26 protein-coding genes are annotated in these 25,644 nt (G+C 64.7%); 12 read left to right on the top strand and 14 right to left on the bottom strand.

The window, feature by feature from the left end; translation table 11 throughout:
* Window positions 1-44 precede the first annotated feature (44 nt).
* The 3 genes from BRAGE_RS0118750 to BRAGE_RS0118740 all read left to right on the top strand — a co-directional run bounded on the left by BRAGE_RS0118750 (window position 45) and on the right by BRAGE_RS0118740 (window position 2,150).
* Window positions 45-926 carry an AraC family transcriptional regulator gene (locus tag BRAGE_RS0118750; protein WP_027557485.1) on the top strand — a complete coding sequence of 294 codons (882 nt, stop codon included), beginning with the start codon at window positions 45-47 and terminating at the stop codon, window positions 924-926.
* A gap of 199 nt (window positions 927-1,125) precedes the next feature.
* Window positions 1,126-1,788 carry an SRPBCC family protein gene (locus tag BRAGE_RS0118745; RefSeq protein ID WP_027557486.1) on the top strand — a complete coding sequence of 221 codons (663 nt, stop codon included), beginning with the start codon at window positions 1,126-1,128 and terminating at the stop codon, window positions 1,786-1,788.
* Entirely contained in the window at window positions 1,788-2,150 is a 363-nt protein-coding gene (locus tag BRAGE_RS0118740) for an ArsR/SmtB family transcription factor (RefSeq protein ID WP_027557487.1), read from the top strand. The genes BRAGE_RS0118745 and BRAGE_RS0118740 overlap by 1 nt, the downstream gene beginning before the upstream one ends.
* 130 nt (window positions 2,151-2,280) lie before the next feature.
* Here the strand turns inward: BRAGE_RS0118740 and BRAGE_RS0118735 are convergent, their stop codons facing one another.
* Window positions 2,281-3,420: an FAD-dependent oxidoreductase gene (locus BRAGE_RS0118735; protein ID WP_027557488.1), complete on the bottom strand. Its 1,140-nt coding sequence runs from the start codon at window positions 3,418-3,420 to the stop codon at window positions 2,281-2,283.
* Here BRAGE_RS0118735 and BRAGE_RS0118730 point away from each other — a divergent pair.
* The gene (locus BRAGE_RS0118730) at window positions 3,349-4,170 is read left to right on the top strand and encodes a TetR/AcrR family transcriptional regulator (RefSeq protein WP_347336516.1); all 822 of its coding nucleotides are present in this window, start codon (window positions 3,349-3,351) and stop codon (window positions 4,168-4,170) included. The two genes, BRAGE_RS0118735 and BRAGE_RS0118730, sit on opposite strands and share 72 nt — an antisense overlap.
* A gap of 3 nt (window positions 4,171-4,173) precedes the next feature.
* Here BRAGE_RS0118730 and BRAGE_RS0118725 read toward each other — a convergent pair whose 3' ends face one another.
* Window positions 4,174-4,674, bottom strand: coding sequence for a peptide deformylase (locus BRAGE_RS0118725; protein WP_027557490.1), 501 nt, complete (start codon window positions 4,672-4,674; stop codon window positions 4,174-4,176).
* A gap of 205 nt (window positions 4,675-4,879) precedes the next feature.
* Here BRAGE_RS0118725 and BRAGE_RS0118720 point away from each other — a divergent pair, with 205 nt between their 5' ends.
* The 5 genes from BRAGE_RS0118720 to BRAGE_RS48855 all read left to right on the top strand — a co-directional run bounded on the left by BRAGE_RS0118720 (window position 4,880) and on the right by BRAGE_RS48855 (window position 10,347).
* Window positions 4,880-5,464: a TetR/AcrR family transcriptional regulator gene (locus tag BRAGE_RS0118720; protein ID WP_027557491.1), complete on the top strand. Its 585-nt coding sequence runs from the start codon at window positions 4,880-4,882 to the stop codon at window positions 5,462-5,464.
* A 100-nt stretch (window positions 5,465-5,564) separates the two neighbouring features.
* Window positions 5,565-6,149 (top strand): DUF308 domain-containing protein, encoded by a 585-nt coding sequence (locus BRAGE_RS0118715; protein ID WP_027557492.1) that lies wholly within the window; start codon window positions 5,565-5,567, stop codon window positions 6,147-6,149.
* A 141-nt stretch (window positions 6,150-6,290) separates the two neighbouring features.
* Window positions 6,291-7,307: an alpha/beta fold hydrolase gene (locus tag BRAGE_RS0118710; protein WP_027557493.1), complete on the top strand. Its 1,017-nt coding sequence runs from the start codon at window positions 6,291-6,293 to the stop codon at window positions 7,305-7,307.
* 67 nt (window positions 7,308-7,374) lie between these two features.
* Window positions 7,375-7,779 carry a VOC family protein gene (locus BRAGE_RS0118705; RefSeq protein WP_027557494.1) on the top strand — a complete coding sequence of 135 codons (405 nt, stop codon included), beginning with the start codon at window positions 7,375-7,377 and terminating at the stop codon, window positions 7,777-7,779.
* 636 nt (window positions 7,780-8,415) lie between these two features.
* The gene (locus tag BRAGE_RS48855; RefSeq protein ID WP_051377937.1) at window positions 8,416-10,347 is read left to right on the top strand and encodes a peroxidase family protein; all 1,932 of its coding nucleotides are present in this window, start codon (window positions 8,416-8,418) and stop codon (window positions 10,345-10,347) included.
* Between the two features lie 1,009 nt (window positions 10,348-11,356).
* On the opposite strand, the gene BRAGE_RS0118685 is transcribed toward BRAGE_RS48855, so the two are convergent.
* Window positions 11,357-11,815 (bottom strand): cupin domain-containing protein, encoded by a 459-nt coding sequence (locus BRAGE_RS0118685; RefSeq protein WP_027557496.1) that lies wholly within the window; start codon window positions 11,813-11,815, stop codon window positions 11,357-11,359.
* A 374-nt stretch (window positions 11,816-12,189) separates the two neighbouring features.
* On the opposite strand from BRAGE_RS0118685, the gene BRAGE_RS0118680 reads away from it, so the two are divergent.
* A complete protein-coding gene (locus BRAGE_RS0118680) occupies window positions 12,190-13,410 on the top strand; it encodes an MFS transporter (RefSeq protein ID WP_027557497.1) in 1,221 nt (406 codons plus the stop codon).
* Between the two features lie 22 nt (window positions 13,411-13,432).
* On the opposite strand, the gene BRAGE_RS0118675 is transcribed toward BRAGE_RS0118680, so the two are convergent.
* Both BRAGE_RS0118675 and BRAGE_RS0118670 read right to left on the bottom strand, forming a co-directional pair.
* Complete coding sequence (locus BRAGE_RS0118675) at window positions 13,433-13,819, bottom strand: ester cyclase (RefSeq protein ID WP_027557498.1); 387 nt, start codon at window positions 13,817-13,819, stop codon at window positions 13,433-13,435.
* A 16-nt stretch (window positions 13,820-13,835) separates the two neighbouring features.
* Entirely contained in the window at window positions 13,836-14,726 is an 891-nt protein-coding gene (locus tag BRAGE_RS0118670; protein WP_027557499.1) for a LysR family transcriptional regulator, read from the bottom strand.
* 98 nt (window positions 14,727-14,824) lie between these two features.
* On the opposite strand from BRAGE_RS0118670, the gene BRAGE_RS0118665 reads away from it, so the two are divergent.
* Window positions 14,825-15,550: an SDR family oxidoreductase gene (locus BRAGE_RS0118665; RefSeq protein ID WP_027557500.1), complete on the top strand. Its 726-nt coding sequence runs from the start codon at window positions 14,825-14,827 to the stop codon at window positions 15,548-15,550.
* Here BRAGE_RS0118665 and BRAGE_RS0118660 read toward each other — a convergent pair.
* From BRAGE_RS0118660 to BRAGE_RS0118650, 3 genes are all read right to left on the bottom strand, one after another.
* Entirely contained in the window at window positions 15,547-16,419 is an 873-nt protein-coding gene (locus tag BRAGE_RS0118660) for a bifunctional helix-turn-helix transcriptional regulator/GNAT family N-acetyltransferase (protein ID WP_027557501.1), read from the bottom strand. The two genes, BRAGE_RS0118665 and BRAGE_RS0118660, sit on opposite strands and share 4 nt — an antisense overlap.
* 43 nt (window positions 16,420-16,462) lie before the next feature.
* Window positions 16,463-16,876 (bottom strand): cupin domain-containing protein, encoded by a 414-nt coding sequence (locus BRAGE_RS0118655; protein WP_027557502.1) that lies wholly within the window; start codon window positions 16,874-16,876, stop codon window positions 16,463-16,465.
* A gap of 77 nt (window positions 16,877-16,953) precedes the next feature.
* Window positions 16,954-17,355, bottom strand: a complete 402-nt coding sequence (locus tag BRAGE_RS0118650; RefSeq protein ID WP_027557503.1) for an Ohr family peroxiredoxin — start codon at window positions 17,353-17,355, stop codon at window positions 16,954-16,956.
* Between the two features lie 150 nt (window positions 17,356-17,505).
* Between BRAGE_RS0118650 and BRAGE_RS0118645 the strand changes: the two genes are divergently transcribed.
* Window positions 17,506-17,976, top strand: coding sequence for a MarR family winged helix-turn-helix transcriptional regulator (locus BRAGE_RS0118645; RefSeq protein WP_027557504.1), 471 nt, complete (start codon window positions 17,506-17,508; stop codon window positions 17,974-17,976).
* A gap of 76 nt (window positions 17,977-18,052) precedes the next feature.
* Here the strand turns inward: BRAGE_RS0118645 and BRAGE_RS54640 are convergent, their stop codons facing one another.
* The 6 genes from BRAGE_RS54640 to BRAGE_RS0118615 all read right to left on the bottom strand — a co-directional run bounded on the left by BRAGE_RS54640 (window position 18,053) and on the right by BRAGE_RS0118615 (window position 25,626).
* Window positions 18,053-18,202, bottom strand: coding sequence for a hypothetical protein (locus BRAGE_RS54640; protein ID WP_035729843.1), 150 nt, complete (start codon window positions 18,200-18,202; stop codon window positions 18,053-18,055).
* A gap of 83 nt (window positions 18,203-18,285) precedes the next feature.
* On the bottom strand, window positions 18,286-19,500 hold the full coding sequence (locus BRAGE_RS48845) for a VWA domain-containing protein (RefSeq protein WP_035729840.1): 1,215 nt from the start codon (window positions 19,498-19,500) through the stop codon (window positions 18,286-18,288).
* Window positions 19,497-21,722, bottom strand: coding sequence for a DUF5682 family protein (locus BRAGE_RS0118630; protein ID WP_027557505.1), 2,226 nt, complete (start codon window positions 21,720-21,722; stop codon window positions 19,497-19,499). The genes BRAGE_RS48845 and BRAGE_RS0118630 overlap by 4 nt, the downstream gene beginning before the upstream one ends.
* A 4-nt stretch (window positions 21,723-21,726) precedes the next feature.
* Window positions 21,727-22,803 carry an ATP-binding protein gene (locus BRAGE_RS0118625; RefSeq protein ID WP_027557506.1) on the bottom strand — a complete coding sequence of 359 codons (1,077 nt, stop codon included), beginning with the start codon at window positions 22,801-22,803 and terminating at the stop codon, window positions 21,727-21,729.
* Complete coding sequence (locus BRAGE_RS0118620; protein WP_027557507.1) at window positions 22,800-24,245, bottom strand: DUF5691 domain-containing protein; 1,446 nt, start codon at window positions 24,243-24,245, stop codon at window positions 22,800-22,802. The genes BRAGE_RS0118625 and BRAGE_RS0118620 overlap by 4 nt, the downstream gene beginning before the upstream one ends.
* Entirely contained in the window at window positions 24,238-25,626 is a 1,389-nt protein-coding gene (locus BRAGE_RS0118615) for an SWIM zinc finger family protein (RefSeq protein WP_027557508.1), read from the bottom strand. The genes BRAGE_RS0118620 and BRAGE_RS0118615 overlap by 8 nt, the downstream gene beginning before the upstream one ends.
* Window positions 25,627-25,644 lie beyond the last annotated feature (18 nt).

Genomic DNA, 25,644 nt, shown 5'->3' with positions numbered 1-25,644 from the left:
CGAGGCCGTCACCGGCTAACTGCACCCGCCACGGAGGAGGGACGATGACGGCGGCGCTGCAAAACTATCAGGCCCGGATGCGCAGGGTGCTGGAGCATATCGACCGGCATCTCGACACGGATCTGGACCTGGATAGCCTCAGCAGCGTTGCGGCCTTCTCGAAATTCCATTTCCACCGGCAGTTTTCGGCAACCTTCGGGTTGTCCGTGCATCGCTATGTCCAGCTCGCCCGTATGAAGCGCGCTTCCTACCGGCTGGCTTACAGCGACGCCCTGAGCGTCACGGACATCGCGATGGACGCCGGCTACGATGCTCCGGATGCCTTTGCCCGCGCCTTTCGGCAACGGTTCGGGCAGTCGCCGTCATCGTTCCGGAAATCGCCGGATTGGGAGCCGTGGCTTGCGGCCTTCGGGCCTCTCGATATTGCGAGGAGCAAGCTCATGCAGACGACCTTTACCCCTGACGACGTGACGATCCGCGACGTGCCCACCATCAAGGTGGCGATCATGGAACACCGCGGCGACCCGGCGACGCTCGGCGCCACCATCCAGCGCTTCATCGCCTGGCGCAAGTCCGCGGGCCTGCATCCCAGCACGAGCCCGACCTTCAATGTCTGGCGATCCGAACGGCGACCGGCGCAGCCGGCCGATTACAGCGCGGACCTCTGTGCCGGGACCGACCAGCCGATCGTGGCGAATGGCGAAGACATCAAGGCCGGCGAGATCCCCGGCGGACGCTGCGCCGTGCTGCGCGTCGTCGGCTACACCGACAATCTGGAGCCCGCCGCGCTCTATCTCTATCGGGACTGGCTTCCGGCCAGCGGCGAGGAGGCGCGCGACTTCCCGCTCTATTGCCAGCGGCTGAGCTTCTTCCCTGATGTGCCGGAGCACGAGACGGTCGCGGAGCTGTTCCTGCCGCTGAAGTAGCTGCCGAACGCCGAGCTTGTAGGATGGGTAGAGCGCAGCGAAACCCATCATCGCTCCTCCACGGGGAAAGCGATGGGTTTCGCTTCGCTCTACCCATCCTACGGTCCTACCCATCCTACGGTCTCCTAAATATCAGTATTGACTTATATTAGTGTGAGCCGATATTCATCGTCCTGCGCAAACGGCAAGGAGGCTCGCAATGGAGATCGACGTCGCCCGGGTGTTGGGGCTTGTGACGCGTTCGGTGAGGAATTTCGAGAAAGATGGCAAGGCGGCGAGTGCGGTGACGCTGACGCGCCTGTACGACACCAGCGTCGACGATCTCTGGGACGCCGTGACCAGCCGGGAGCGTATTCCGCGCTGGTTCCTGCCGGTCGAAGGCGATCTCAAGATTGGCGGACGGTATCAGCTCAAGGGCAATGCCGGCGGCACCATCACCGCGTGCACGCCGCCGAGCCACTTTGCAGCGACATGGGAATTCGGCGGCGGGGTGAGCTGGATCGACGTCCAGCTCGCAGCCGAACGGGGCCAGGCGCGTTTGACGCTTGAGCACACCGCGATCATCGAGGATCATTGGAATCAGTTCGGTCCGGGCGCGGTGGGGATCGGCTGGGACCTCGCCCTTGCGGGGCTCGAGCGATATGTTGCGACCGGGGCGTCGGTCGACCACGAGACGGCCGAGGCATGGATGGGCTCTCCCGCGGGCAAGGATTTCATGACGATGAGCGGCGAGTACTGGCGCGCGGCGCATGTAGCAAGCGGTGTCGATCCGGCCGAAGCGAAGCAGCGCTCGGATCGCACCATCGCGTTCTATCGCGGCGAGATGCCGCCCGACATCGCCCATCCGGGCACAGGAAGCTGATGCACGCCTTCGAGGTCCTCGCCGATCCCGTGCGCCGCCGTATCCTCGAGCTGCTGGTATCAGGCGAAATGGCGTCCGGCGAGGTCGTTGAGGTGATCGGGGCCGAGTTCGGCATCACGCAGGCGGCCGTGTCGCAGCACCTCAAGGTGCTGCGCGAGAGCGGCTTTGCCATCGTCCGCGCGGAGGCGCAGCGACGGCTCTATTCGGTCGACATTGCCGGGCTTCGGGCGGTGGATGCGTGGATCGGCCAGTTCAGGAATTTCTGGGAGCCGAAGCTGGATGCCCTGGCGACCGAGATCGCGCGCGGAAAACGCGAGCGTCGCAACGCGCCGATCACCAAGCGGGGCGGGAAGAGGGCGTGAGCTTCGCCAAGTAGTTCGCCATGTAGGATGGGTAGAGCGAAGCGAAACCTACCATCGCTCCTTCACAGGGAAAGCATGTTGCGATCATGGCCGGTGCGCGGGTCATGCCGGTCATCATCACGAGAATGGATCATTCCGGCATCCTCTCCCGCATCCCGGTGAAGAAGTCCACCAGGCTGTGCGGCGCGCGGTCGCCGAGGCAGAGCTCCAGGATCTGGTGCGCGCCTATCGCGGCTGACTGGCTGCGGGGGAATAGCGCGGCTTCGTAAGTTGCCAGCGCCGCTTCGATGTCGGCGGGGTGCGCGGCGATGGCCTTGCCGAGCTCCGCACCATCGAGCATCGCGAGGTTCGCGCCGTCGCCGGCCGGTGGCATCAAATGCGCGGCATCGCCGAGCAGCGTCACCCCACGCACGCGGTCCCAGCGATGGTCGTTCGGGAGTGTGTGGAGCATGCGTAGCACCGGCGGCGTGTCGGCATCGGTCATCAACGCCGTGAGCGCCGGCGCCCAGCCCTCGAATTCAGCCGCGATGTGCGCCGTCGCGCCAGGAGCATCGGTGAAATCGATCGCGGTGAACCATTCAGCCGGGCGGTTCAGCGCGATGTAGGCGTGCAGCACGCTGTCGGGCTCGCGATGCGCAAAGATGCCCTTGCCGGGTGCGTTCGCAAACATTCCGCCGCCGCCGACGGCCTCGGCTGACGCAGCGTGCTGCGCGTCGGCATCGCGCAGATAGGTCTCGATGAACGACGTGCCGACATAGTCTGGCGTCGCGCTCGACAGCAGCGGCCGGACCTTCGACCAGGCGCCATCTGCGCCCACAAGCAGTTCGGTGCTCACGTACGACCCGTCTGCGAATGTCAGCTCATGCCGTCCGTCGCCATGCGCGGCGACGCTCGCCAGCTTCTTGCCCCATCGGATCGTTTCCGCGGGCAGGGAGTCCAGAAGCATGCGCCGCAGGGCGCCGCGACGCACCTCGGGCCGTCCGCCCGTGCCATCGTCCGGCTCGTCGAGCAGCACTTTGCCGTGCTGGTCGAGCACGCGCGAGGCCTGTCCGCCTTCGTGAATGAGGCTGCGGAATTCCTCGAACAGTCCTGCCGCCTTCAGCGCGAGCTGTCCGCTGTCGTCGTGGATGTCGAGCATCCCGCCTTGCGTCCGCGCCATCGCGGAAGCCTCGGCTTCGTAGAGAGTGACGAGAATGCCATGCAGGTGCAGCACGCGGGCGAGGGTGAGGCCGCCGAGGCCTGCGCCGACGATCGTGACGGGGGGCGTCATCGGGGTCCTTTACGAATGTTTATGGAACATCGTTCCATAGTATTGGAACGTTGTTCCAGTCGTGTCAAGATAGCGTTGATGGCGAAGAAGACTCACCGAGTTGAACGGCGCACTGACGCTCTGTCGCGGGAGCGGATCATCGCGGCCGCAATTGAAATTCTCGACGCCGGCGGCGAGGGCGCCCTGACCGTCCGTGCGCTCGCTGCGCATCTCGCAACAGGAAGCGGCGCGATCTATTGGCACGTCGCCGACAAGAGCGAGCTGCTTGCGGCGGCGACCGACGAGGTCATCGCGGGTGTCATGTCCGAGGTGGCCGGTGGCGCCAGGCCGCGCGAGGCGATCCGGTCGGTCGCGCTCGGCGTGTTCGACGCGATCGATGTCCATCCCTGGGTCGGCGCGCAGCTCTTCCGCGAGCCGTGGCGGCCTGCGATGCTGGAGATCATCGAGAGCATCGGCGGACGGCTCCAGGCGCTCGGTGTGCCCCCGGCCGCCCAGTTCGATTCGGCGTCGGCGCTCGTGCACTACATTCTCGGCGTTGCCGGGCAGAATGCCGCCAACGCACGCGTTCATGCCCCTGATACAGATCGGTCCGCCTTTCTCGCCTCCGTCGCCGCGCAGTGGGAGGCACTCGATCCCGCGAAGTATCCATTCGTGCGACAGATGGCGGCGCAGCTGCGCGACCACGACGATCGCGCGCAGTTTCTCGCCGGTATCGATCTGATCCTGGCGGGGATCGGCACGGTTCGGTAGGCCCTATGAACCCCGCGACAGCTTCTCGAACTTCTTCACCAGCCGCTTGCGCTTCAGCCGCGATAGCCGCTGGATCCAGAACATGCCGTCGAGCTGGTCGATCTCGTGCTGGTGGCAGACGGCGCGCAAGGCTTCGGACTCCTCGGTCTGCATGTTGCCGTCGAGATCCCAATAGCTGATCCGCACGCGGGCGTGGCGCTGCACCTCGTCGTTGACGCCGGGCATCGAGACGCTGCCTTCCTTGTGCATGATCATCTCGGGCGAGGCCCATTCGATCGCCGGATTGACGTAAGTCTGAGGCCCCGCTGTGGCGTCGAGCTCGAGCACGACGACGCGCAGGGGCACGCCGATATGCGGGGCGGTGATGCCGATGCCCGGCGCGGCGCGCATCGTCTCGAGCAAATCGCCGGCAAGCTCGCGCAAGGCCTCGTCGAACGCGGTGACGGGGCGGGCAGGGACTGTGAGGCGGCGGTCGGGATAACGGACGATCGGACGAATGGTCATGCAGGGCTCCTAGAGCATGATCCGGAAAGTGCGCAGCGGTTTTCCCTCGCGACAAACGCGGAACGCGTTTGCGCGGAGATCATGCTCAAACGACAACCTAAAGCGCGATGACGATTCATCCCAATCTCATCGCGCTTTAGCACTCACGGATGGTTGAAGCACCCCATTCTTGACGCTCTACCAACTGGAAGGTAGTTTATCCGCCATGACCAACGTTTCCTCGACCGCCGACGACATCCTGGCCTGCGCGCGCAGCCTGATCATCGCGGGCGGCTATAACGGCTTCAGCTATGCCGACATCGCCGATGTCGTCGGCATCCGCAAGCCGAGCATCCACCACCATTTCGCCAGCAAGGTCGATCTGGTCCGCACCCTCGTGTCGCGTTACCGCGAAGAAGCGGAGGCCGGACTGGCTGCCCTGGAGCGCAACATCCCGGATCCGCGCGACCAGCTCAAGAGCTACGTCGGGTACTGGGAGGCGTGCATCACGGACGCGACGGCGCCATTCTGCGTCTGTGCGCTGCTGGCCAGCGAGCTTCCGATCCTGCCGGAGGAGGTGGCGCTCGAAGTCCGCGCGCACTTCCGTGCGCTCGCGTCCTGGCTGACATCGGTGATGGAGCGCGGCAAGCGGAAGGGGCGGCTTCATCTGTCCAACTCAGCCAAGGTCGAAGCTGAAGGATTCATGGCGACTATTCACGGCGCGATGCTGTCGGCACGCGCTTACGGCGATCCAAAGATGTTCGGTGTGATCACCGGCCCGCTGCTGGAGCGGCTCTCGACCAGGCACTGAAGACACCGGCGAGACGATCACAGCACCCCGAGGGCGAGCGGGGTGAGGGCGTCTTGCTGCGCACGGAAACTACCAACTAGTAGGTAAAGGAGCGACTGCAATGGTGCAACATCAACTGGATCTGGTTCGTGCCGACCGCGAGCAATGGCTGAAGCAATACTACTTCCTGCGCGCGGCGTTCTCGATCGCCTGGGTCGTTGCCGCGTTTGCGGTCGGACCGTCGTCTGCCGCGATCGCCGGCGTCTTGCTCGTGCTCTATCCGGCATGGGACGCCGTGGCCAACTTTGTGGATGGCCTGCGCAGCGGCGGGCTCGATCAAAACCGCACGCAGATGCTGAACGTCGTGGTCAGCCTTGCGACCGCGATCGCGGTCCTCGTGGCATTGCAGATGAGCATGAACTGGGTCCTCGGCGCGTTCGGCGCCTGGGCGATCCTGTCAGGACTGCTCCAACTGGGCACGGCTGTGCGGCGCTGGAAAAGTTTTGGCGCGCAATGGGCCATGGTGCTCAGTGGCGGCCAGTCGGCGCTCGCTGGCGCGTTCTTCATCTTCCAGGCCACGACGCCGATGTCGCCATCGATCGCGACTGTCACGGGTTATGCCGCGGTCGGTGCGGTCTATTTTCTGGTCTCGGCCGTCTGGCTCACCGTCAGCGCATGGCGCGCCAGAAGGGCACAGCTGGGATGATGCGATGGCGTCGGCGGGATGATGACATCATCCCACTGTTTTTTGCCGGGCGAGTCAAATCGCGGTCTGGCAATTGCCCTGCATCGTCGCGTGGCCTAACGTTGCCGCCAACAACAAGAGCGGGAAGCGGAGGACAACTTCATGCGCACGATCGCAATCGCACTGGCGGCAACCATCACCGCGGCAACGCCGGCTGCAGCCGATTATCTCGTCAAGGAGGTCGGCAGCTTCCACATCGGCGGGCACACCGAGACGCTGAACGGACTTCCATCCAAGGAGATCGTGTTCTCGCCCGGCGCGCCGCCGATCAAGGTCGATCCGAACGGCGAGTTCGAGGTCGAGCAGATGTATGTCCAGTTCGTCAGGCTCGCGCAGCCGAAATCGAAGCTGCCGCTGCTGCTCTGGCATGGCGGCGGTCTCTCCGGCGTCACCTGGGAAACCAAGCCCGACGGCAAGCCGGGCTGGCAGCAGTTCTTCCTCAATGCCGGCTATGACGTCTACGCGTCCGATGCGGTCGAGCGCGGCCGCGCCTCCTGGGCGCGCTACCCTGAGATATTCAAGAGCGAGCCGTTCTTCCGGCCGAAGAAGGAGGCCTGGGAGCTGTTCCGGATCGGGCCGAGCTACGAGGTCGGCGGCAAGCGCGAGGCGTTCGAGGGCGAGCAATTCCCGATCGAGGCATTCGACCAGTTCGCCAAGCAGGGCATCCCGCGCTGGGCCACCAACGACGCCGCCACGCAAAAAGCCTATGACGCGCTGGTGCAGAAGGTCTGCCCGTGCATCGTCATCGTTCACAGCCAGGGCGGCAATTTCGGCTTCACCGCGGCGCTCAATGCGCCCGACAAGGTCAAGGCGCTGATCACGATCGAGCCGTCAGGCGCACCTGATCCCACCAAGGCGGATGCCGCGAAGCTCAAGGGCGTGCCACATCTGATCGTGTGGGGCGATTTCCTCGACAAGGTCCCGGTATGGTCGAAGCTGGTGGTCAACCCGACCAAATGGGGACAGGCGATCGCCGCTGCGGGCGGCAAGGTCGATACGTTCGAGTTGCCCAAGATGGGCATCAAGGGCAACACCCACATGCTGATGATGGACCGCAACTCGGACGATGTCGCGAAACTGGTCAACGACTGGATCGGGAGGCAGGGGCTGGAGAACTAGGGCGCGGGGGTCGTAACGCGAAGCTTGAGTCGCGCCCGACCCTTGTTGAATCCAGAAGGAGAGAAGCATGCTGGGAAAAGCGAAGGTGGCTACCCGTCTTCCCGCCAAGGATCTGGATCGGGCACGTGCGTTCTATTCCGAAAAACTCGGCCTCGATCCGGTTGAACAGCGCGAAGGTGGACTGCGCTACGTCTGCGCAACTGGTGAGTTTGCGATATTCATCTCGGCCGGAGTGCAATCCGGCACGCACACGCAGATGGGCTGGGAGGTGGAGGATATCGATGCAACCGTGCGCGAGCTTCGCGCGCGGGGAGTTAAGTTCGAGGAATATGATTTGCCCGGTCTGAAGACCGTCGATGGCATCGCCGAGATCGCCGGGAATTATCCCAGCAAGGGTATCGGTGAGCGAGGCGCGTGGTTCCGCGACAGCGAAGGCAATCTTCTTGGAATCGGACAGCCGGTTCGTTCCTGACGGGCGGCTGGGCCGCCGCGGGCTGGAGTTGGTCCGAGGCTGTCTGTGTTCGGTGCTCATCCGAACGTCGGCTATCCGGCGTGGAGCGGAAGCAAGCACGCAGCGATCTAGGCCGCCGATTTTGACATGCAATTGAAGCGCTTGCGGCTTTTGGTTTGATGGAAAACATCAATACTCGCTTTGGGAGATGGACAGAAGCCGGAAACCAGTTTCGCGAAGAGTTCAACAGGATAAGAGGACTAGCATCGGTCGAAAATCCCGGTGGCATCAAATTGGTTGGGCGACCAAAATCGGAAAGCTGATCGGTTATCCGCTTATGGCCCGTCAGCGAAGTTGCAACGCTCCCCATTGAGATCCGCTTTGTGAGCTTGAGCGGATTAGATTTACTCGCTCTGAGTTGTTCGCATTCTGACCCATGTGAGACATGCGATGATGGCCGCTTTTAATGCTGCGTTGAGGGCCATTGCAGACGCGCGCGTTCGGAATCGGACAACCGGATAGGTCACAAAAATTGTGGTACCGCCCAAGAATCCCCGAAAATGCTTTCACATTGTCGCTTAACAACCGCACGAGCAACACAATGAATCAAGCAGTTTATAGCGCAAGCTGGGGACTTTGCTCTCAGGGAGGGTACCCATGGCGCTCCGATTCCGTACTATCGACGGTTCAAATAACAATCTTTCCGACGCGGCCCTAAATCAGGCAAACACAGACTTTGCGCGCGTGGGGCCGGCAAATTTCGCCGACGGCTTTGGCGCCATGCAGCCTGGTCCAAACCCACGCGAAATCAGTAACATCGTGGTGGCGAACGGTCCCGACACGCATCTTGAGGTCAACGGCGTGGCGCTATCCGGGATGATGTACGCATGGGGTCAGTTTGTCGATCATGACCTCGACCTGGAAAAGAGCGGAACCAATACAGCGGATATTTCAATACCCGTGCCGGCGGGTGACAGCCTACCTCAAGGCACCGTAATTCCTTTGACGCGGGTGGCGATCGATCCGGCGACCGGAGTGCTCGGACACCCCGCAACTGCCATTAACACGGTGACCGGCTGGCTTGATGGCTCCCAAGTGTATGGTTCCGACACCGCGACTGCAGCCAGCCTTCGCACCGCGGATGGTCACATGAAGGTATCGGCCGGCGACAATCTGCCCATCGTTATGACCGCGCAGGGACCCGCCTTTGCGGCGGGGGATGTGCGGGCGCAAGAGAATCCCGATCTGACTGCTCTGCAGACTTTGTTTGTCCGTGAACACAATTACCAAGTCGATAAACTGCACCAAGAGCACCCGCACTGGAGCGGCGACCGCTTGTACGAGACCGCCAAGGCGATCACCACCGCGGAAATGGTCAACATCACATATAATGAGTTCCTGCCGCATTTGTTGGGATCGGCTGCCATTCCGGCCTATCACGGTTACGATCCGAACGTTAACGCCAGCATCACCGAGGAGTTTGAAGGTGCGGCCTATCGCTTCGGACACTCTATCGTCTCGAGCGACATCAATGGCATTAACAATCTGGGCGCGACCACCTCGGAACAATCGCTGGCGGACACCTTCTTCGAATCACCGGCGGCGTTCGCTGCCAATGGCGGTGCCGATGGATTGTTGCGACATCTTTCCAGCGATATCGCGCAACCGCTCGACACACATATCATAGAGGATCTCAGAAGCCTCCTGAGTGATCCTCCGGATGCTGTCGATCTGGCCGCTACCAACATTCAGCGCGCTCACGATCTAGGCCTCGGAACATTGAACGAAACGCGGGCGGCTTTGGGGCTTGCTCGCTACACAAGCTTCAACCAGATCACCTCGGATTCGGACACGGCTTCAGCACTGAGGCAGGCCTACGGAACGGTCGATGCCATCGATCTTTGGACAGGCGGTCTGGCAGAGGCTCACACGTCGGGAGCCGCAATCGGTCCGACCTTCGGCAAGATTATCGCTGACCAGTTCACGGCATTACGCGACGGGGACCGGCTCTATTTCGAGAACCAGGGCTTTGATCCGCAAACACTGCAGGAGATCAAATCGACCACCCTCTCGGACATCATCAAACGCGATACGACAGGCACGACCGCCATGCAGGCCGATGCGTTCATATCAACAGAGCGGCACTCCGGCGCGCTTGGCGGGGTGGATCCGACCGGGGCCGATGCAGTGAGCGGTCAGGCTCAACTCATCGTCGGATCTCCAGGTGAGGATACACTGACGGGCGGAAACCTGGACGACACATTGGTGGCAGCACCTGGCCACATGACGATGACCGGCGGTGCCGGCGCTGATACTTTTGTGTTCAACCTTGAGGACCTCGTAAACCCGGAGGACTGCTTGTTGGCACCACGTGGTCACAGGACAATGTTCAACCATGACATCACGGCGGCCCACAGCGCGGTCATCACCGACTTCGATCCTAAGGTCGATCAGCTGCAACTCCTCAACCGTGCTTTCCTGTCGCTATCTTACGACCATCACGGTGGAATCCTCCTGCAGTACGGCAACGAAACCATCGACCTGCTTGGCGTAAGGCCGGATGCGTTGCGCGGTAAAGATTGGACATAAGTTCAAATGCTGCGGGGCTCGGCGGTTCTCGTGTGGCGGATGCCCCCCATGCGAGAGCCGTCTGTCTCCGGCTAATAGTGGTCTGGTCGGATTTGGCAGCGGGCTGCCTTCCATACTGCGCGCTGCCAAAGCTTGAGTTTGCCGAACTCATTCAACGAAAATCACTCATATGGTGGTGGTTTCGAATGCCATCGCGAAAGCACTCGCCTCGGTTCGAAGGCGGCATTATCGGCCATCGAGATCGCGCTTGAGCCCTGCTACGGCCTTAGCGGCTTGATCCGGGCGCGTGCAGTGTCCATTACTTTCGAGCCCGGTAAACCCAACCCTCAGGACGGATGACGTCCGCTTGTAGCTCTCAGCTGACCTGCCGCGGGTCGGGTTGAGGACTGCTTCCGACCCTTAGCGGATACACATGGTTGCCAATGCCCTAAGCGAACGCCGCAGTTGCTGGCTCACCGAGGAAAGATCGCGTTGATGCAATTCGAGTAGGTTCGTCTTCGTGCGCCTCAGACCCGGAAACCTCGTAGTCCACAAGAGCGGCGGCCCGATCATGATGATTGAGCGGGTGTGGCCAGAACATTTATGGCTGCCCAATCGCCAGAATTACCCGTGCGATTGCATATGGGTGGAGGACCGTATTCAGAAGGCCGCCACTTTCCCGGCCTTGGAGTTGCAAGCGGTCCGCGCTGACGGTTCTTCACGAAGCTACGACGAGGAAGCTCATGACTGACGGCGAAGTCTAATGCGGCGCGCCATGATGGGGGTAGGCTTGGCCCTCGCAATGCTTGTAGGTCTCTATTTCTACGGATCGCCGCAATACAGAGCACTGAAGAAAGACTGCATCGAAACCGGCATGGACCATTCGGATGCTCCATCGGACGATGATTTGCATCGCTTGTGGATGGCTTGCCGCAAGATAGGCTTTGGCGCTCCGTTGTGAAACGAGGCAGGTGCTCTTCCTGGCGTAGCGGCCCCCCGTGGGAACCAGTCGCGTTTATAGGTACACGGCTTAGTCCGGATAGGGCGTGCCGTCCTTGTGCACGAAGCGGCCGTCGGAGTTTGCGCTCATCATGTCGATGTCGGAGCAGGTCGTGAGGTCCTCGGGCGCGCGCGAGCCGACTTCGAGATAGACCGCCACCGCATCCGAGCGGTTGATCATGTGATGGCCGTTGCCGCTGCCTTTCGGGAAGGCGGCGCAGTCGCCTGCGCGCAGCACGGTTTCGCCTTCGTCCTCGACCAGCACCACCTCGCCTTCGAGCACGTAGACGAACTCGTCCTCATGCGAATGCCAGTGCCGCTGGCTGGACCAGTTGCCCGGCGGCAGGCGCATCAGGTTGACGCCGAAATCCGACAGGCCCCCGGCATTGCCGAGCCTCTTGCGGATGCGCTCGGCGCATGGCGCGTCGAAGGGTGCCGGATAGCCCGAGCCGTTGCGGGCCGGCACGGTGGCGATGTCGATCTTTGGCATGTGAAAGGTCCGTTCAAAATCAGTGCATCGAACTCGCATGGATCGGCAACTGCGCGCCATGATCGGCGGGCGTCCAAACGTGCTGCGACTATGCTGGCGGGATGATGACATCATGCCGGTGTTTTGCCCGACGTGTCAAATTGCTTGCTGGCATCGCGATGCATAGCGATTCTTGGGCATCGCAAGCGATGGGTCTCGTAAGTCATTGATCCCGCTGCGGCCGGCTACTGTGCATGGGGTTGTTTTCGACATTTTTGATGTGCGGGGGCGAAATTCGCGCCGCCAGAGAGCCTGCCGCAAAAAATCGCGCTACTCTGTCGGCCCGCGCGGTTCCCATTCGTCTTCCACCCAGACAGATCTGACGGGAGACCAAAATGAACGCTTCCTCCTATCGCTGGGTGATCGTCGCCGCCGGCGGCTTGCTCGGCTGCGTCGCGATCGGCGGCATGTTCTCGCTGCCGGTGTTCCTGCAGCCGATCACCAAGGACACCGGCTGGTCGGTGACCGGCATCTCCAGCGCGATGACGATCGGCTTTCTGGCGATGGCCTGCACCAGCATGGCCTGGGGCACGGCGACGGACAGGTTCGGGCCGCGTCCGGTGGTGCTGACGGGATCGACGGTGCTGGCGCTGAGCCTGTTTGCCGCGAGCCATGCGACCTCGCTCGTCGTGTTCCAGTTCGTGTTCGGCCTCCTGGTCGGCGCCTCCTGCGCCGCGATCTTCGCGCCGATGATGGCGACCGTCACCGGCTGGTTCGACACGCACCGCAGCCTCGCGGTGTCGCTGGTGTCGGCCGGCATGGGCATGGCGCCGATGACGATGTCGCCCCTCGCGGCCTGGCTCGTCTCCGGCCATGACTGGCGCACCTCGATGCAGATCGTGGCGCTGGTGGTCGGCGCCATCATGATCCCGGTCTCGCTGCTGGTGCGCCGTCCGCCTGCGCTCGCGCAGGCCGCGGCGGCGCCGATGGGTGAGGGGACCGCGCAGGCGGAGATGTCGATGGCCGAGGCGCTGCGCTCGCCGCAATTCCTGATCCTGCTCGCGACCAATTTCTTCTGCTGCGCCACCCATTCCGGCCCGATCATCCACACCGTGTCCTATGCCGTGAGCTGCGGCATCCCGCTGATCGCGGCGGTGACGATCTACAGCGTCGAGGGGCTTGCCGGTATGGGCGGCCGCATCGCCTTCGGCCTAATGGGCGACCGCTTCGGCGCCAAGCGCGTGCTGGTCTCGGGGCTGCTGCTCCAGGCGTTCGGCGCGCTCGCCTATGTCTTCGCGCATCAGCTCGCGACATTCTACGCGGTCGGCGCCGTGTTCGGATTCATCTATGCCGGCACGATGCCGCTCTATGCCGTGCTCGCCCGCGAAAACTTTCCGCTTCGCATGATGGGCACCGTGATCGGCGGCACCGCGATGGCCGGAAGCCTCGGCATGGCGACCGGCCCGCTGGCCGGCGGCCTGATCTACGACGCGTTCTCCAGTTACGCCTGGCTCTACATCGCCTCCTGGGCGATGGGCCTGGGTGCGTTCCTGATGGCGATGACGTTCCGCCCCTTTGCCAAGCCGCAAGGCGAGGCGGCGCCGGCGGCGGCGTGATGGCGACCGTCGAGGCGCAGCGTCAGAGCTGCGCCTCGATCGCCGTCTTGTCGATCACCGACCAGACCTGCCGAATCTTTCCGTCGCGAAATTCGTAGAACACGTTCTCGCAAAAGGACACACGCCTGCCATTGACGGCGAGCCCGAGGAACGTCCCGACCGGCGTGCAATCGAACTTCAGCCGGGCAGCGATGCGAGGCGGATCGGAGATCAGCATCTCGATGTTGAATCGCAGATCTGGGATCTCCCGAAAATCCTGCTCAAGCATCGCGCGATAACCGGAGAGCCCGAGCGGTCGCGCGTTGTGGGCGACGTCGTCATGCACGAACTGCCCGAGCGCCGGCCAGTCCTGCCGGTTCAGGCAGCCGATGTAGGCGCGGTAGATGCCGGCGAGGTCGGCTCCGGTCATGGCACATTCCTTCGGCTCACGCGCGCCGCTGCACGTGCTCGATCAGCGCGCGCAGCTTTGGCGCAAGGTTGCGGCGGCTCGGATAATAGAGATAGAAGCCGGCGAAGAACGGGCAATAGTCTTCCAGGATCGGCACCAGCTCGCCGCGTGCGATCGCAGGGCGAAAGCTCGCCTCCATGCCGAAGGTGATGCCGGCACCGGCCACCGCCAGCTTGATCATCAGCGCCATGTCGTTGGTGGTGATCTCGGGCGCGACCGCGACGCTGAACTCCTTGCCGCCTTCCGCAAACTCCCAGCGATAGGGCACGACGTTCGGCGCCGGACGCCAGCCGATGCAGCGAAAGGATGGAAGCTCGGACGGGTGCGAGGGAACGCCGAAGCGGTCGCGGAAGGACGGCGCGCAGACCGCGAGCTGGCGTTCGTCGCCGGCGATCGGCACCGCGATCATGTCCTGCTCGATCACCTCGCCGAGGCGGACGCCGGCGTCATAGCCGGCGGCGACGATGTCGAACTCCGCATCGGTCACGGTGACGTCGAGCTGCACGTCGGGGTGGGCTGCGGTGAAGCCGGCAAGAAAAGGCCCCGATAGGAAATGCTCGGCAATCGAGGAGACCGCGAGCCGCAAGAGTCCGCGCGGCTGTCCCTGCAATGCTTCGGTGTTGCCGAGCGCGGCGCGCATGTCGGCGAGGGCAGGGGCGATTTCCGCATGCAGCCGCTCGCCGGCCTCGGTCAGGCTGACGCTGCGCGTCGTGCGCTGCACGAGCGCGATGCCGAGGGTTTGCTCCAGCCGCTGGATGGTCTGGCTCACGGCCGAACGCGTCACGCCGAGACGGTCGGCGGCAGCCCGAAAGCTCCGCTCTTTGGCAACCAGCGCGAAGACGGCGAGGGCGTTGAGGTCAGGTTCCATTGGTTAGATGAGCTTGCCGGACTGGTTAGGGATCGTCGTCTTATCACGACGGTGGCTCCGGTCCATCTTCGGCGCCATTAATCACGAGGAAGGACCACATGCCCGTCGATAAAGTCGTTCTCATCACCGGCGCCTCCAGCGGCATCGGTGCAGGCATCGCCCGCGAACTCGCCGCGGCCGGCGCAAAGGTCTTGCTGGGTGCGCGTCGCGTTGATCGTCTGAAGGATCTCGCAGCCGAGCTGAACGCTGCGGGTGGAACGGCGCTCGCGCATCCGCTCGATGTGACCGACCGCGCCAGCGTCGCCGCCTTTGCCAATGCTGCGCGCGGCGTCTGGGGGCGAGTGGACGTCATCATCAACAATGCGGGTGTGATGCCGCTGTCGCTGATGGCCTCGCTGAAGGTCGAGGAATGGGACCGGATGGTCGACGTCAACATCAAGGGCGTGCTGTACGGCATCGCGGCCGTGCTGCCTGAGATGGTGGCGCGCGGTTCGGGTCATGTGATCAACATCGCCTCGATCGGCGCGCTGAGCGTATCGCCAACCGCGGCGGTCTATTGCGCCACCAAATACGCGGTGCGGGCGATCTCGGATGGCTTGCGGCAGGAGCACGGCAACATCCGCGTCACCTGCATCCATCCCGGCGTGGTCGAAAGCGAGCTCGCCAGCACCATCACCGATCCCGCAGCCGCCGAGGCGATGAAGACCTATCGGGCCATTGCGCTCCAGCCGGGCGCGATCGCCCGCGCGGTACGCTTTGCGATCGAGCAGCCCGAAGACGTCGACGTCAACGAGATCGTGGTGCGCCCGACGCGGACGACCTAAAGCCGCTTCTCGAAGAACAGGTCCGGATAGGGATCGTCGTTGAAACGCGGGATCTCGCGCCAGCCGGTGGTGCGGTAGAGCTGGCCGGCCTCGGGCAGCGCGCTGTTGGTATCTAACCGGAGCAGCGCGATGCCGAGCTCGCACGCTGTGGCCTCGGCTGCGTCCATCAGGCGCCGGCCGAGCCGCAAACCGCGCGCAGCGGGGGCAACCCAGAGACGCTTGATCTCGGCGTAGCCATGATCGGTTCCCTTCAGGCCGACGCAGCCGATCGGCAGCGTGTCCGACATCGCGACGATGAAGCTGCCGTGCGGGCGGCGCATGTCTTTTGCGTCGGGATCGCGCGACAGCGAGACATCAAAGCCCTGCTTGAAGCGGCGGCCGAGCTCGGCATAGTACTCGCCGAGGCAGTAGCGCGCCTCCTGGCTCTGCGGATCCATCTCGTCCAGCGTGACGCGCTCCTGCGTCAGGGCTGAGGCGATCAGGTCCATCGCCGCGAGCAGCGCCTCGCGCTGCGAATGCCGGGCGAGGAAGCCCTCGGCCTGCGTGTTCGACAGCGCTTCATATGCTGCGAACTCGCGCCGGCCCGCGCGCGTCAGTGTGGCGACGCGCCGGCGTGCATCGTCCGCGTGGGCATTGGTCTCGACCAGTCCCTCGTCCTCGAGGCTGCGCAGCAGCCGGCTCATGAGCCCGGAATCGAGGCCGAGATAGTCGCGGATCTCAGCGACATCCGAACGCCCGTGCCCGATTGCGTTGAGCACGCGTGCGGCCCCGAGCGCGCGCCCGCGACCCAGGAACGAGGTGTCGAGCGCGCCGACGGCGGAGGTGACGGCACGGTTGAAGCGGCGGACGCGTGAGACGGGGTCGAGCATGATATCTGACTTTAGTCAGATATCGTTTTCCAGTCAATCGGAGTTACTTTGTCAGCGTCAGCAGCGGCTTGTCCTTCGCGACGATATAGGTCGCAAGCTCGCTCGCAGGCACCGCGCCGACGTTCTTCGCGGCATGCACCGTGCCGGCCGGGATGAACAGCACGTCGCCGGCCTTCAAGGTCACCGGCGGCTTGCCCTCGACATCGTATTCGATGGCGCCCGCCAGCACGTAGATGATCTCTTCGCCCGGATGGGTGTGCCGTCCGAACGCCACGCCGGGGGCGAGGTCGACGCGGACCTGCACAGCCTCGCGACCGGACGCGCTGAGATCGTGGCGCTGCAAATCCGTGCGCGTGACGCCGGACGGCTGCGCCGCCGCGGGCAGGGTGAGAAGATTGGCGGTGAGCACAGCCGCGCTGGCAAGGACACGCACGGCTGAGGAAAGGCGATGGCCCATGGTCGGCTCCTGATGTTGACGGGATGAATTGAACCGCGCGGGCCCGGCCGGCGCAGGCCGGGCCGCGTCGTGGTGTGTCAGACGAGTGTCGTCGTCACTTCGATGTTGCCGTGAACCGCCTTGGAGTAGGGGCAGATGCCGTGCGCGGCCTCGATCAGCTCCTGCGCAACCGTGTGGTCGACGCCGGGTACGCTGACATCGAGCCGGGCACGCAGGAAGAAGGCGCCGTTCGCATTGTTGAGGTCGATCGTGGTGTCGACCGAGGGCTCGCTCGGCAGCTTGACCTTGCGCTGGGCGGCGGCGAGCCCGAGCGCACCGAGGTAGCAGGCCGACCAGGCGGCGGCGAACAGGTTTTCGGCGGCGGGATGCGGCTGCGCCAGCTTGATGTCGAGCGACCCGTCGCTGGAGTGCGCGGTACCGTCGGCGCCGGAGGTGACGTGGGTCTTGCCGGTGAAGAGGAGCTTGGCAGCGGTCGACATGGCGGAATTCCTTTCGGGTGAATATAGATCGGATACGATCTAATCGTATGCGCGTTGAAACAGACCCCATGCCCGGACCGGTCAAGCTCTTCCGATTTAATCGGATGCGATTTATATGGGTTGCGAGATCACGAATTGCGGAGGTTCCCCATGGCCCGTACCCCCAAAGCCGCCGAAAAGCGGCGAAAACTGTCGAATTTCCTGTGCTTTGCGGTCTATTCGGCCAATCTCGCCTTCGGCCGCGCCTACAAGCCGCTGCTGGACAAGGTCGGGCTGACCTACACCCAGTACATCGCGATGGTGGCGCTGTCGGACCAGGACGAGCTGACCGTCAGCGCGCTCGGCGAGAAGCTGTTTCTGGAATCCAACACGCTGACGCCGATCCTGAAGAAGCTCGAGCAGATGGGGCTGATCAAGCGGCACCGCGATCCCGCCGACGAACGGCAGGTGCGCCTGAGCCTAACGCCGGCGGGGCGCAAGCTGATTGAGCAGGATCTCGGCGGGTCCCTGATCGAGGCGACCGGCCTCGGCGACGAGTTTCCAGTGGTGCAGCAGACGGTGAGCCGCTTGCGCGACAATCTACTGCGCGCGACGCAAGCGGACGACGCAAAGAAGCGCTAATTAACGCGCCAGGTGAGGGCGGCCCGAGGCGAATGCCGCCTCCGACGCGAGGATGAAAGACGAGCGCGTCTCCGATCTAGCAGGGCGCGCGCGGAATCATCCACGTCGCGAAGGTCTGCCAGTTGCCGTCTTCGCGCCGGCGTTGATAGGCGACGAAGTCGGCGTCTTCGCCATGCATGAGCTCATAGCGATGGGTCTTGGCGGATGCCGTGCTGGATTTGGTCATGGAAAGTCTCCATCTGGAATGGACTTTCCATTGAGCTAGTTGCGGTGCAGCATGGCGCCAGTGGGAGGATGAGGATCATCCCATCACGTTCTGGAGAGGCTTTGCGTCGTCTTCACATCGCTTACGGGCCGGATCAGCTTGATATCCCGGTCGGCGGCCCAGCCGGCGATGTCCTCGCGCTTCAGCGCTGTCGCCATCAGATCTGGAAACTGATCCGGCGTGCAGGCAAAGACGGGAATGCCGAGGCTGGCGACCCTCGCAGACAATACGGGGTCGTAGGAGGGGCGGCCGGTGTCGGTCAGGGCCAGAAGCACGATCACGTTGATCCCGCGCGTTGCAAGCCGGGCCAGCCGGTCAACCAGCGCATCCGCATTGCCGCCTTCATAGAGATCAGTGATCAGGATCAGATGCGCCTTGGACGGCCGCTCGATGCGCTCCTCGCAGTAGGCGACCGCGCTGTTGATGTCGGTGCCGCCGCCGAGCTGGACGCCGAACAGCACTTCGACGGGATCGGCGAGCTCTTCCGTCAGGTCCACGATCGCGGTGTCGAAGCAGACGAGCTTGGTCGCGACCACCGGCAGCGAGGCCATGACCGCCGCGAAGATCGAAGCATAGACGACGGAGGTTGCCATCGATCCCGACTGGTCGACGCACAGGATCACCTCGTCGAGATCGACGATGCGGCGTTGCTGGCGCAGGAATCCGATCAGCCGTTCCGGTACCACGGTGCGATGCTCTGGCTGGTAATGGCGCAGATTGGCCTTGATGGTGCGCGGCCAGTCGATGTCGGCGAAGCGCGGGCGACTGGTGCGCAGCGAACGGTTCAGCGCGCCGCGGATCGCGTCAGCTGTGCGCCGCTCGAGCCGCTCCATCAGCTCGGCCACCACCTTTGCGATCACAATTCGTGCGGTGTCCTTGGTCTTCTCCGGCATCACGCCGCGCAGCGCGACGAGGTCGGCGATCAGGTTCACGTCCGCTTCGACGGTTGCGAGAAATTCGGGCTCGAGCAGCATCTGGCGCAGTCCTTTGCGCTCGAAGGCGTCTTTCTGGATCACCTGCACCACGGGGGCAGGGAAGAACTCCCTGATATCGCCGAGCCACTTGGCAACGCGCGGTGCCGAGCCACCGAGACCGCCGCGGCCTTTCTTCGGCGCGTCGTCGCCGTTGCCGTAGAGCGCGGTCAGGGCCTCCGACATGCGGCGATCGCTGTCTGACAGCGTGATCGTGTTTCCCGCGTCGTCGACATCGACGCCGAGAGCCAGCGTCCAGCGGCGGTTGCGCTCGTCTGTCTGGCTCATCGTGGAGCTCCGGAGTTGAGCAGTGCAATCACGCGGGCCGCGTGCTGCAGCCAGATGGCTGCCGCATCCGGGATGAGCCGATATCCCTTCGCGCCACCAGCGCTCCGCGCAAACAAGGCATCCATCAAGCGCCTGCGCTCGTTGCGGTCCAGTGCCGAGAAGACTCGGCGGAACAGCGGCAGGCTGCCGGTAAAGGCTTCATCGTCGAGTGACAGCAGCCAGCCGTCCACCGCGCCGCGCAACGCCGCGTCGTGGATCAGCCGCTGACCTGCGCCCTCGAAGAAGCCTTCGAAGAAACCCGCGGCCTCGGGAACCGGCGTGCCGGGCGACAGCATTCGCGCGAGCAGGTCGGCGGTGTGATCGGCGGCCAGCAACTCGGCTTCATAGAGCAACCGCGCGGCGGTACCGGCAATCAGCCGGGTGGTCTGGTCATCGTGCAGAACGGCCGTCAACGCCTCGCGCCATTTGCCGACGATGTCAGCTTCGAGCTGGGCCAGTTGAATCGCGGCATCGGCTGCGAGGATGGCACCGCGCAGCTTGCTTGCTGCCGGAACATCCAGGTTGCGTGCGGCGTAGGGCAAAGCGAGCGCCGCCTGCACCACGATCCGCGGCATCAGGGCCGTCAGATGCTCGACGGTGCCGGCGCGCGCCTCGCCGTAGCGCAGGATGTCGGCCATCGGCGGCAGTGCGCCGAGCAGCGACTGGCCGTCGCTGGTGAGGGCTGCCTTGGTCTCCAGGGCAGCGATGCCGGACTCGGTGGCGCGCGGCAGATCGGCGATCATGGCGTTGCGCACAAGGCTCGCGAGGGCGCCGAGGTCCGCCTCCTTGCCCATCGCCTCGATCAGGCGGCCGGCGGCCGCTTCCGCGATGGTGGAGCCGTAGAGCAGGTTCTCGACCAGCCGCACCGCGAATTCGGGCTCCCAGCGCAATTGCCAGTTCTCGCGGAACGTGCCCCGGCTGCGGCCAGCGTCCGTCAATCGTCCCCATGGCACATCGAGCGCGCCCAGACGGTGCAGCAGCGTTGAACGCATCAGCCCGCTTTCGCTGCGCAGATCGAGCGTCAGCGGCCGCTCGAGCGCTTCCGGCTTCAGCCGCGTTGCCTTTTGCTGGCGCTGGAGATCGTCCAGGAGCGGCGCCAGCGGTGTCGCCGACGGGATCGATCCGACACCCGCGCCGACCAGGAGCTCGGCCGCGACGTCGTTCCACATGGCGCGCTCGCCGTTGCACAGGCAGGCGATCGCTGCCTCGCGCAGCTCCTCGAATCCGGGCGAGGGCCGCTCGCGTAGTGCCGCGAGCGCGACGCCAAGACGCTGCGCCTCGATCACCGAAGCAGTCGAGACGAAATGACCGCGCTCGCGTAGCACGCGCGTTACCTTGGCGAGCCAAAGGGAGGCCCGGTCGCCGTCGCGGGTATCCCAGAGATGCGCGCACCAGCCGGGCGCGACCACGCCCGCGCCATAGCCGCTCGCGCGCGACAGGCGCGGGGCCGTCCACGGCGCCCAGGTCGCCTTGATCTTCGTCTTCGGCCGGGCCTTGAGCACTTCGCGGTCGGCCGCAAGGCTGCGACGCTCGGCCAGCGCCGGCACGTGCCAGGCGCCGCAGACGACCGCGATAGCACCACCGTACTCCTTCGTTGCCTTGGCGATCTCGATCCGCATATGGGCTTCGCGCGCGGCCTCTCGGGCGGTGAGCAGTTTTGCCTCGGCGCGCAATGCCGTCATCGCATCCGCAACGGCGGTGAACACGGGCCCCGATGCGGGATTTTCCTCGATGACATCGGACCACCAGGACTCGCCGTCGTCATAGCCGGCGGCGGTCGCGAGTGCCCCGATCGGGTCATAGCTGATGGGATCGTCATCGGCCTTCGTCGCGGTCTCCTCCGCGATCTCGCTTGCCGCGACGCCCAGCCGGTCGGATGCCGGCAGGTCGATGAACCGCAGTGCTGCGCGGTGACGCACCGCCCAGCGCGTGGCCTGATATTCCGGCGAATACTCCGCAAAGGGAAAGAAGCTCGCATTTGCCGGATTGTCTTCGGCATAGGTCAGTAGCGCCACCGGCGTCACCATATCAGGGTCGGCAAGCATGGGCAGCAGCTCGGAAGCATCCGACGGCCCTTCGATCAGCACCGCGATCGGCTTCAGCGCATCGAGCGCTTCCACCAGCCGCCGGGCCGATCCGGGCCCATGGTGCCGGATGCCGAACAGGTGAACATCGCCGGCCATGGTGTCAGATCAGATCGGTCAGCGAGGCGTAATAGCCTTCAAAGCCGCGCTTCTTCTTCAGCACGGTCTCGAGATATTCGCCGAGCACGGCCGTATCCTGTACAGGATCCCTGACCACCGCGCCGATCATGTTGCTGGCCAGCGTTTCCGGCGTCAGCTTGCCGTCGTTGAAGAAGGTCGCCTGGCTGATGCCACCAACCATGACCGCGATCGCCTCGGCTGTCGACAGGCCGCCGGACGGAGATTTCAGCGCGACCTTGCCGTCCTCGGTCGAGCCCGAACGCAGCTCGCGGAAGATCGCGACCACTCGCGCGACTTCTTCGGCGACGTTCTTCGGTGCCGGCAGATCGAGGTTCTGCGCCATCTCACTGACGCGCTTGACGACGATCGACACTTCTTCCGCAGCGCTGTCGGGCAGCGGCAGCACGACGACGTTGAAGCGGCGCTTGAGCGCGGAGGACAGCTCGTTGACGCCCTTGTCGCGGTTGTTGGCGGTTGCGATGATGTTGAAGCCGCGCCGCGCATAGACGGCGGTGTTGAGCTCCGGGATCGGCATCATCTTCTCGGACAGCACGGTGATCAGCGTATCCTGCACGTCGCTGCCCATCCGCGTCAGCTCCTCGAACCGGCAGAGCTTGCCGCCTTCCATCGCGCGCATCAGCGGAGTCGGCACCAGCGCGTCGCGGCTCGGCCCGTGAGCGAGCAACTGGGCGTAATTCCAGCCATAGCGGATCTGGTTCTCGTCGGTCCCGGCGGTGCACTGGATCACGAGCGTGGAGTCGCCGGTGATGCCGGCGGCAAGATGCTCGGAGACCCACGACTTGGCCGTGCCGGGTACGCCGAGCAGCAGCAGCGCGCGGTCGGTTGCCAGCGTCGCGACGGCGGTCTCGATCAGCCGCTTGTCGCCGACATATTTGGGCGTGATCGCCGTGCCGTCGGCTGCCTTGCCGCCCATCAGATAGGTCACGACCTGGCGCGGCGACAGGGCCCAGCCCGGCGGACGATGGCCGTCGCCGGCCGCGAGCGCCGTCAGCTCGGCCGCAAAGCTTTCCTCGGCGGGCAACCGTAGTTTCTCGCTCATGGGTTTTCTCCATCATCGTCCAAAGCGGCGTTGAGCCGCAGCGTGTCGAGGCGCGGGTCGCCCTGCAGCAGGCCTGCGCCGGTCAGGCGCTGCAGGGTCTGCTGCGCCGCCGTGCGCGAGGCCAGCAACCCCAGCGCATGAAGTTCCGCAACATGATCGGATGGCTTTGCATCATCGCGCTGAAGCTCGGCCAGCAGCTTGGCGCCGGCAGGCGCCGACAGCGGATCGTCGAGGCGCGCGGCAGCGCCGGCGATCACCTGCGCCATCTCGAAGCCGATGCCGTGTGTGCGCAAACCCGCTGCCGCAAATCCTGCCCGCTCGGCGGGCGCAAGTCGGGGTGCGAGCGCCACGATGAGACCGGTTGCATCGTGTTGGCTGACGATTCCGGCTGCCTGCGCGAGCTGTGCATCGGTACCGGTCTCCAAAATCAACTTGATCAGCCCCGCGTCGGCTGCCGGGTCCACGTTCCAGTCCCACGCGGCGATCAGATCCTGCGGACTGAGACCGAGCGTGCCCGAGAATGACATCAGATCGGTGCCGTCGAGCAGGGCTTTCCGCCGCTGCCACTGCGCCGGTGTCTTCGGAGTTTCGATGTGGACCACGCGGGAGCGGCGCAGCAGCCCCTTCATCTTCACCGAGAAGAAGCCGGCGAGCTCCGCAATATCCTCGCCTGCTGCAGGACCATGGCCGAGACGTGCAAGCATGGATGTTGCAAGCGCCTTGATCTTCGGCGCGCGATCGTTGGCCGCGAGCTCCTCGAGAAAGGCAGCGTCGTCGCCGGACAATCGCTCCGACAGCAGCGCCAACAGGCGCAGCCGCACATCGGCATTCGCGCCGCCGAGTTTTGCTTCGAGCAGCACCCGTGCCACAGATGGATCGCGCCGCCTGAGCCCGATCAATGCGGCCTTGCGCGCGGCCGGCCAGAAGTCTTCCCAATTCTCCGCGGTGAGCTGGTCGCCGGTCTGTCGCCGCGTCGTCGCACCCGCTGCGGTGGATGCGGCCCAATCGCGCCAGGCGGCATAGACGTCGGGCGCATCATCGTCGTTCGCGTCCGGCATCCAGTCGGCAGGATGCGTCGTCCAGCCGCGCGCGGCGAGGAAATGGACGGTTTCGGTTCTGGAAGCCGCATCCTTGCTCGCCGCAAGGATCCGGCGCACCAGCGGCCGCAATGTCTCTGGCACAGTCGGCAGCGCGAGCGCGGGAATGTCGGGCAATACGCGCAGCGCCGACGACGGCTCGGTCGTCACGGTCGCACCGAGGAACTGCCCCGACAAAGCGAGCAGTCGCAGCTCGGCCTCGACGGGATCGTCGCCAAGCTCGGCGTTCCAGAACGACGCGGCGGATGCGGCGGCCGAGCCCATGGTCCAGCGCGTCACGACCGCGCCCATGGCCTCGAAGATCGCTTCGGCTGTGATCGCTTCAGCTCTGATCGCTTCAGTCATGGCCGGCGATCCTGCCCCAGGGGGTCTGCGCGGCGAGGATCGTGAGGCGATTGCCCGACCAGATCGCAGCTGTGCGCGTCAGCTCTGTGCCGGCCAGCAAACCCGCCGCGCTGCCGGTGATAGGCAAGGTGTCGGTGCCGTCCGCAGAGCGCCACCATGCGTGCCCAGCATCATCGCGCGCGATCCGTCCCTGCGGCAGCAGCAGCGGAACATCGATTGTCCAGGGCTCTGCCAGCAGAGGGCGCGTCAATGCGTGGGAGAGCGTCTCATCCGGCGCGGGCCATTCGTGCGTGAGGGTCTCCTCCGCAGCGTCGCGCCGCACCAGCAGGGCGCGCAGCGGCTGCTGCGACGGATAGAAGACGAGTTCCGCCTGGAAGCGTTCGCCGGGCGTAAACACCGAGCCGCGCCGTCCGGCACTCGCCGGGAAGAAGTCGAGCAGCATCGCAAATCGTGGCCCGGCCGCGCCGAGATTGAGCAGCCATGTGGTTTGCGAGACCAGGCCGTCGCGCCGCGTCTGCACTTGCTCAGCCAGCACTTCCCAGTGTCCGTTCACGTGCGGCGCTTGCGGATCGGCCAGCACCGTCTCGCGTGTCTCCGACGATGCGACAGCGCGCCGGATCTCGGCATCGCGTGACGCCGCGCGGAAGGCGCGGGCCAAGAGAACCAGCTTGCCGAGCTCAACGACCGCGCCGCGCGGACGGTCGCCTGCGGCAAGCGCAAGCAGGCGCGCCGGCAATTCGTCGATCCGTCCGGCCAGCACCGCGGCCTTGCCGTCGACCAGCCGCGCGGCGATGCGCCGGCATCGCGCGGTCGCATCGTCGATGAAGCCGGACAAGCCCAGGCGGAGTTGATCGCCGATCCATTGCTCGAGTGCGTCAAGCGCATCGAGGATGGCGCGCTCGGTCTCCTCGTTGCGTTTGGCTGCCTGTGCCTCGCGCCGTGCTGCATCCTTCGGGTCTTCGGCGGCTTCAGGTTCGGCAGTGCGCGCGGCGCGCAAATCCTTCTCGCCGGCCGGAGCGGCGGCGCCTGCCGGTTTGGCGGCGGATGTGCCGCGCCGGCGGCCCAGCCAGTCGCTGACCCAGGCCGGCGTCTCGGCGGGCGCAAACGGCACGATCGATTCCGCGTTCAGCCACAACAGGCCGAGCACATGCTTGCAGGGGAATTTGCGCGACGGGCAGGTGCACTTGTTGCCGAGGTCGCGGAGATCGGCCATCACCCGGTACGGGTTGGCGCCGGAGCCTGCGCATTCACCCCAGATCAGCGCGCCATCCTGGCTTCCGCCGACGCCGGACCATTTGGCAGGCTTGGCGAGTCCGGCGGCCGCCTTGAGCGAAGATTGATCGGTAGCGAGTTGCTCGACCGCCTTCAGATCAATCGCCACGCCGGCTTCCTAATTCGA

It is taken from the genome of Bradyrhizobium genosp. SA-4 str. CB756 (assembly GCF_000473125.1).
GTDB classification, from domain to species: domain Bacteria; phylum Pseudomonadota; class Alphaproteobacteria; order Rhizobiales; family Xanthobacteraceae; genus Bradyrhizobium; species Bradyrhizobium arachidis.
Note: the sequence above shows the minus strand (reverse complement) of the source record. Positions and strands in the feature narration are given on the sequence as shown.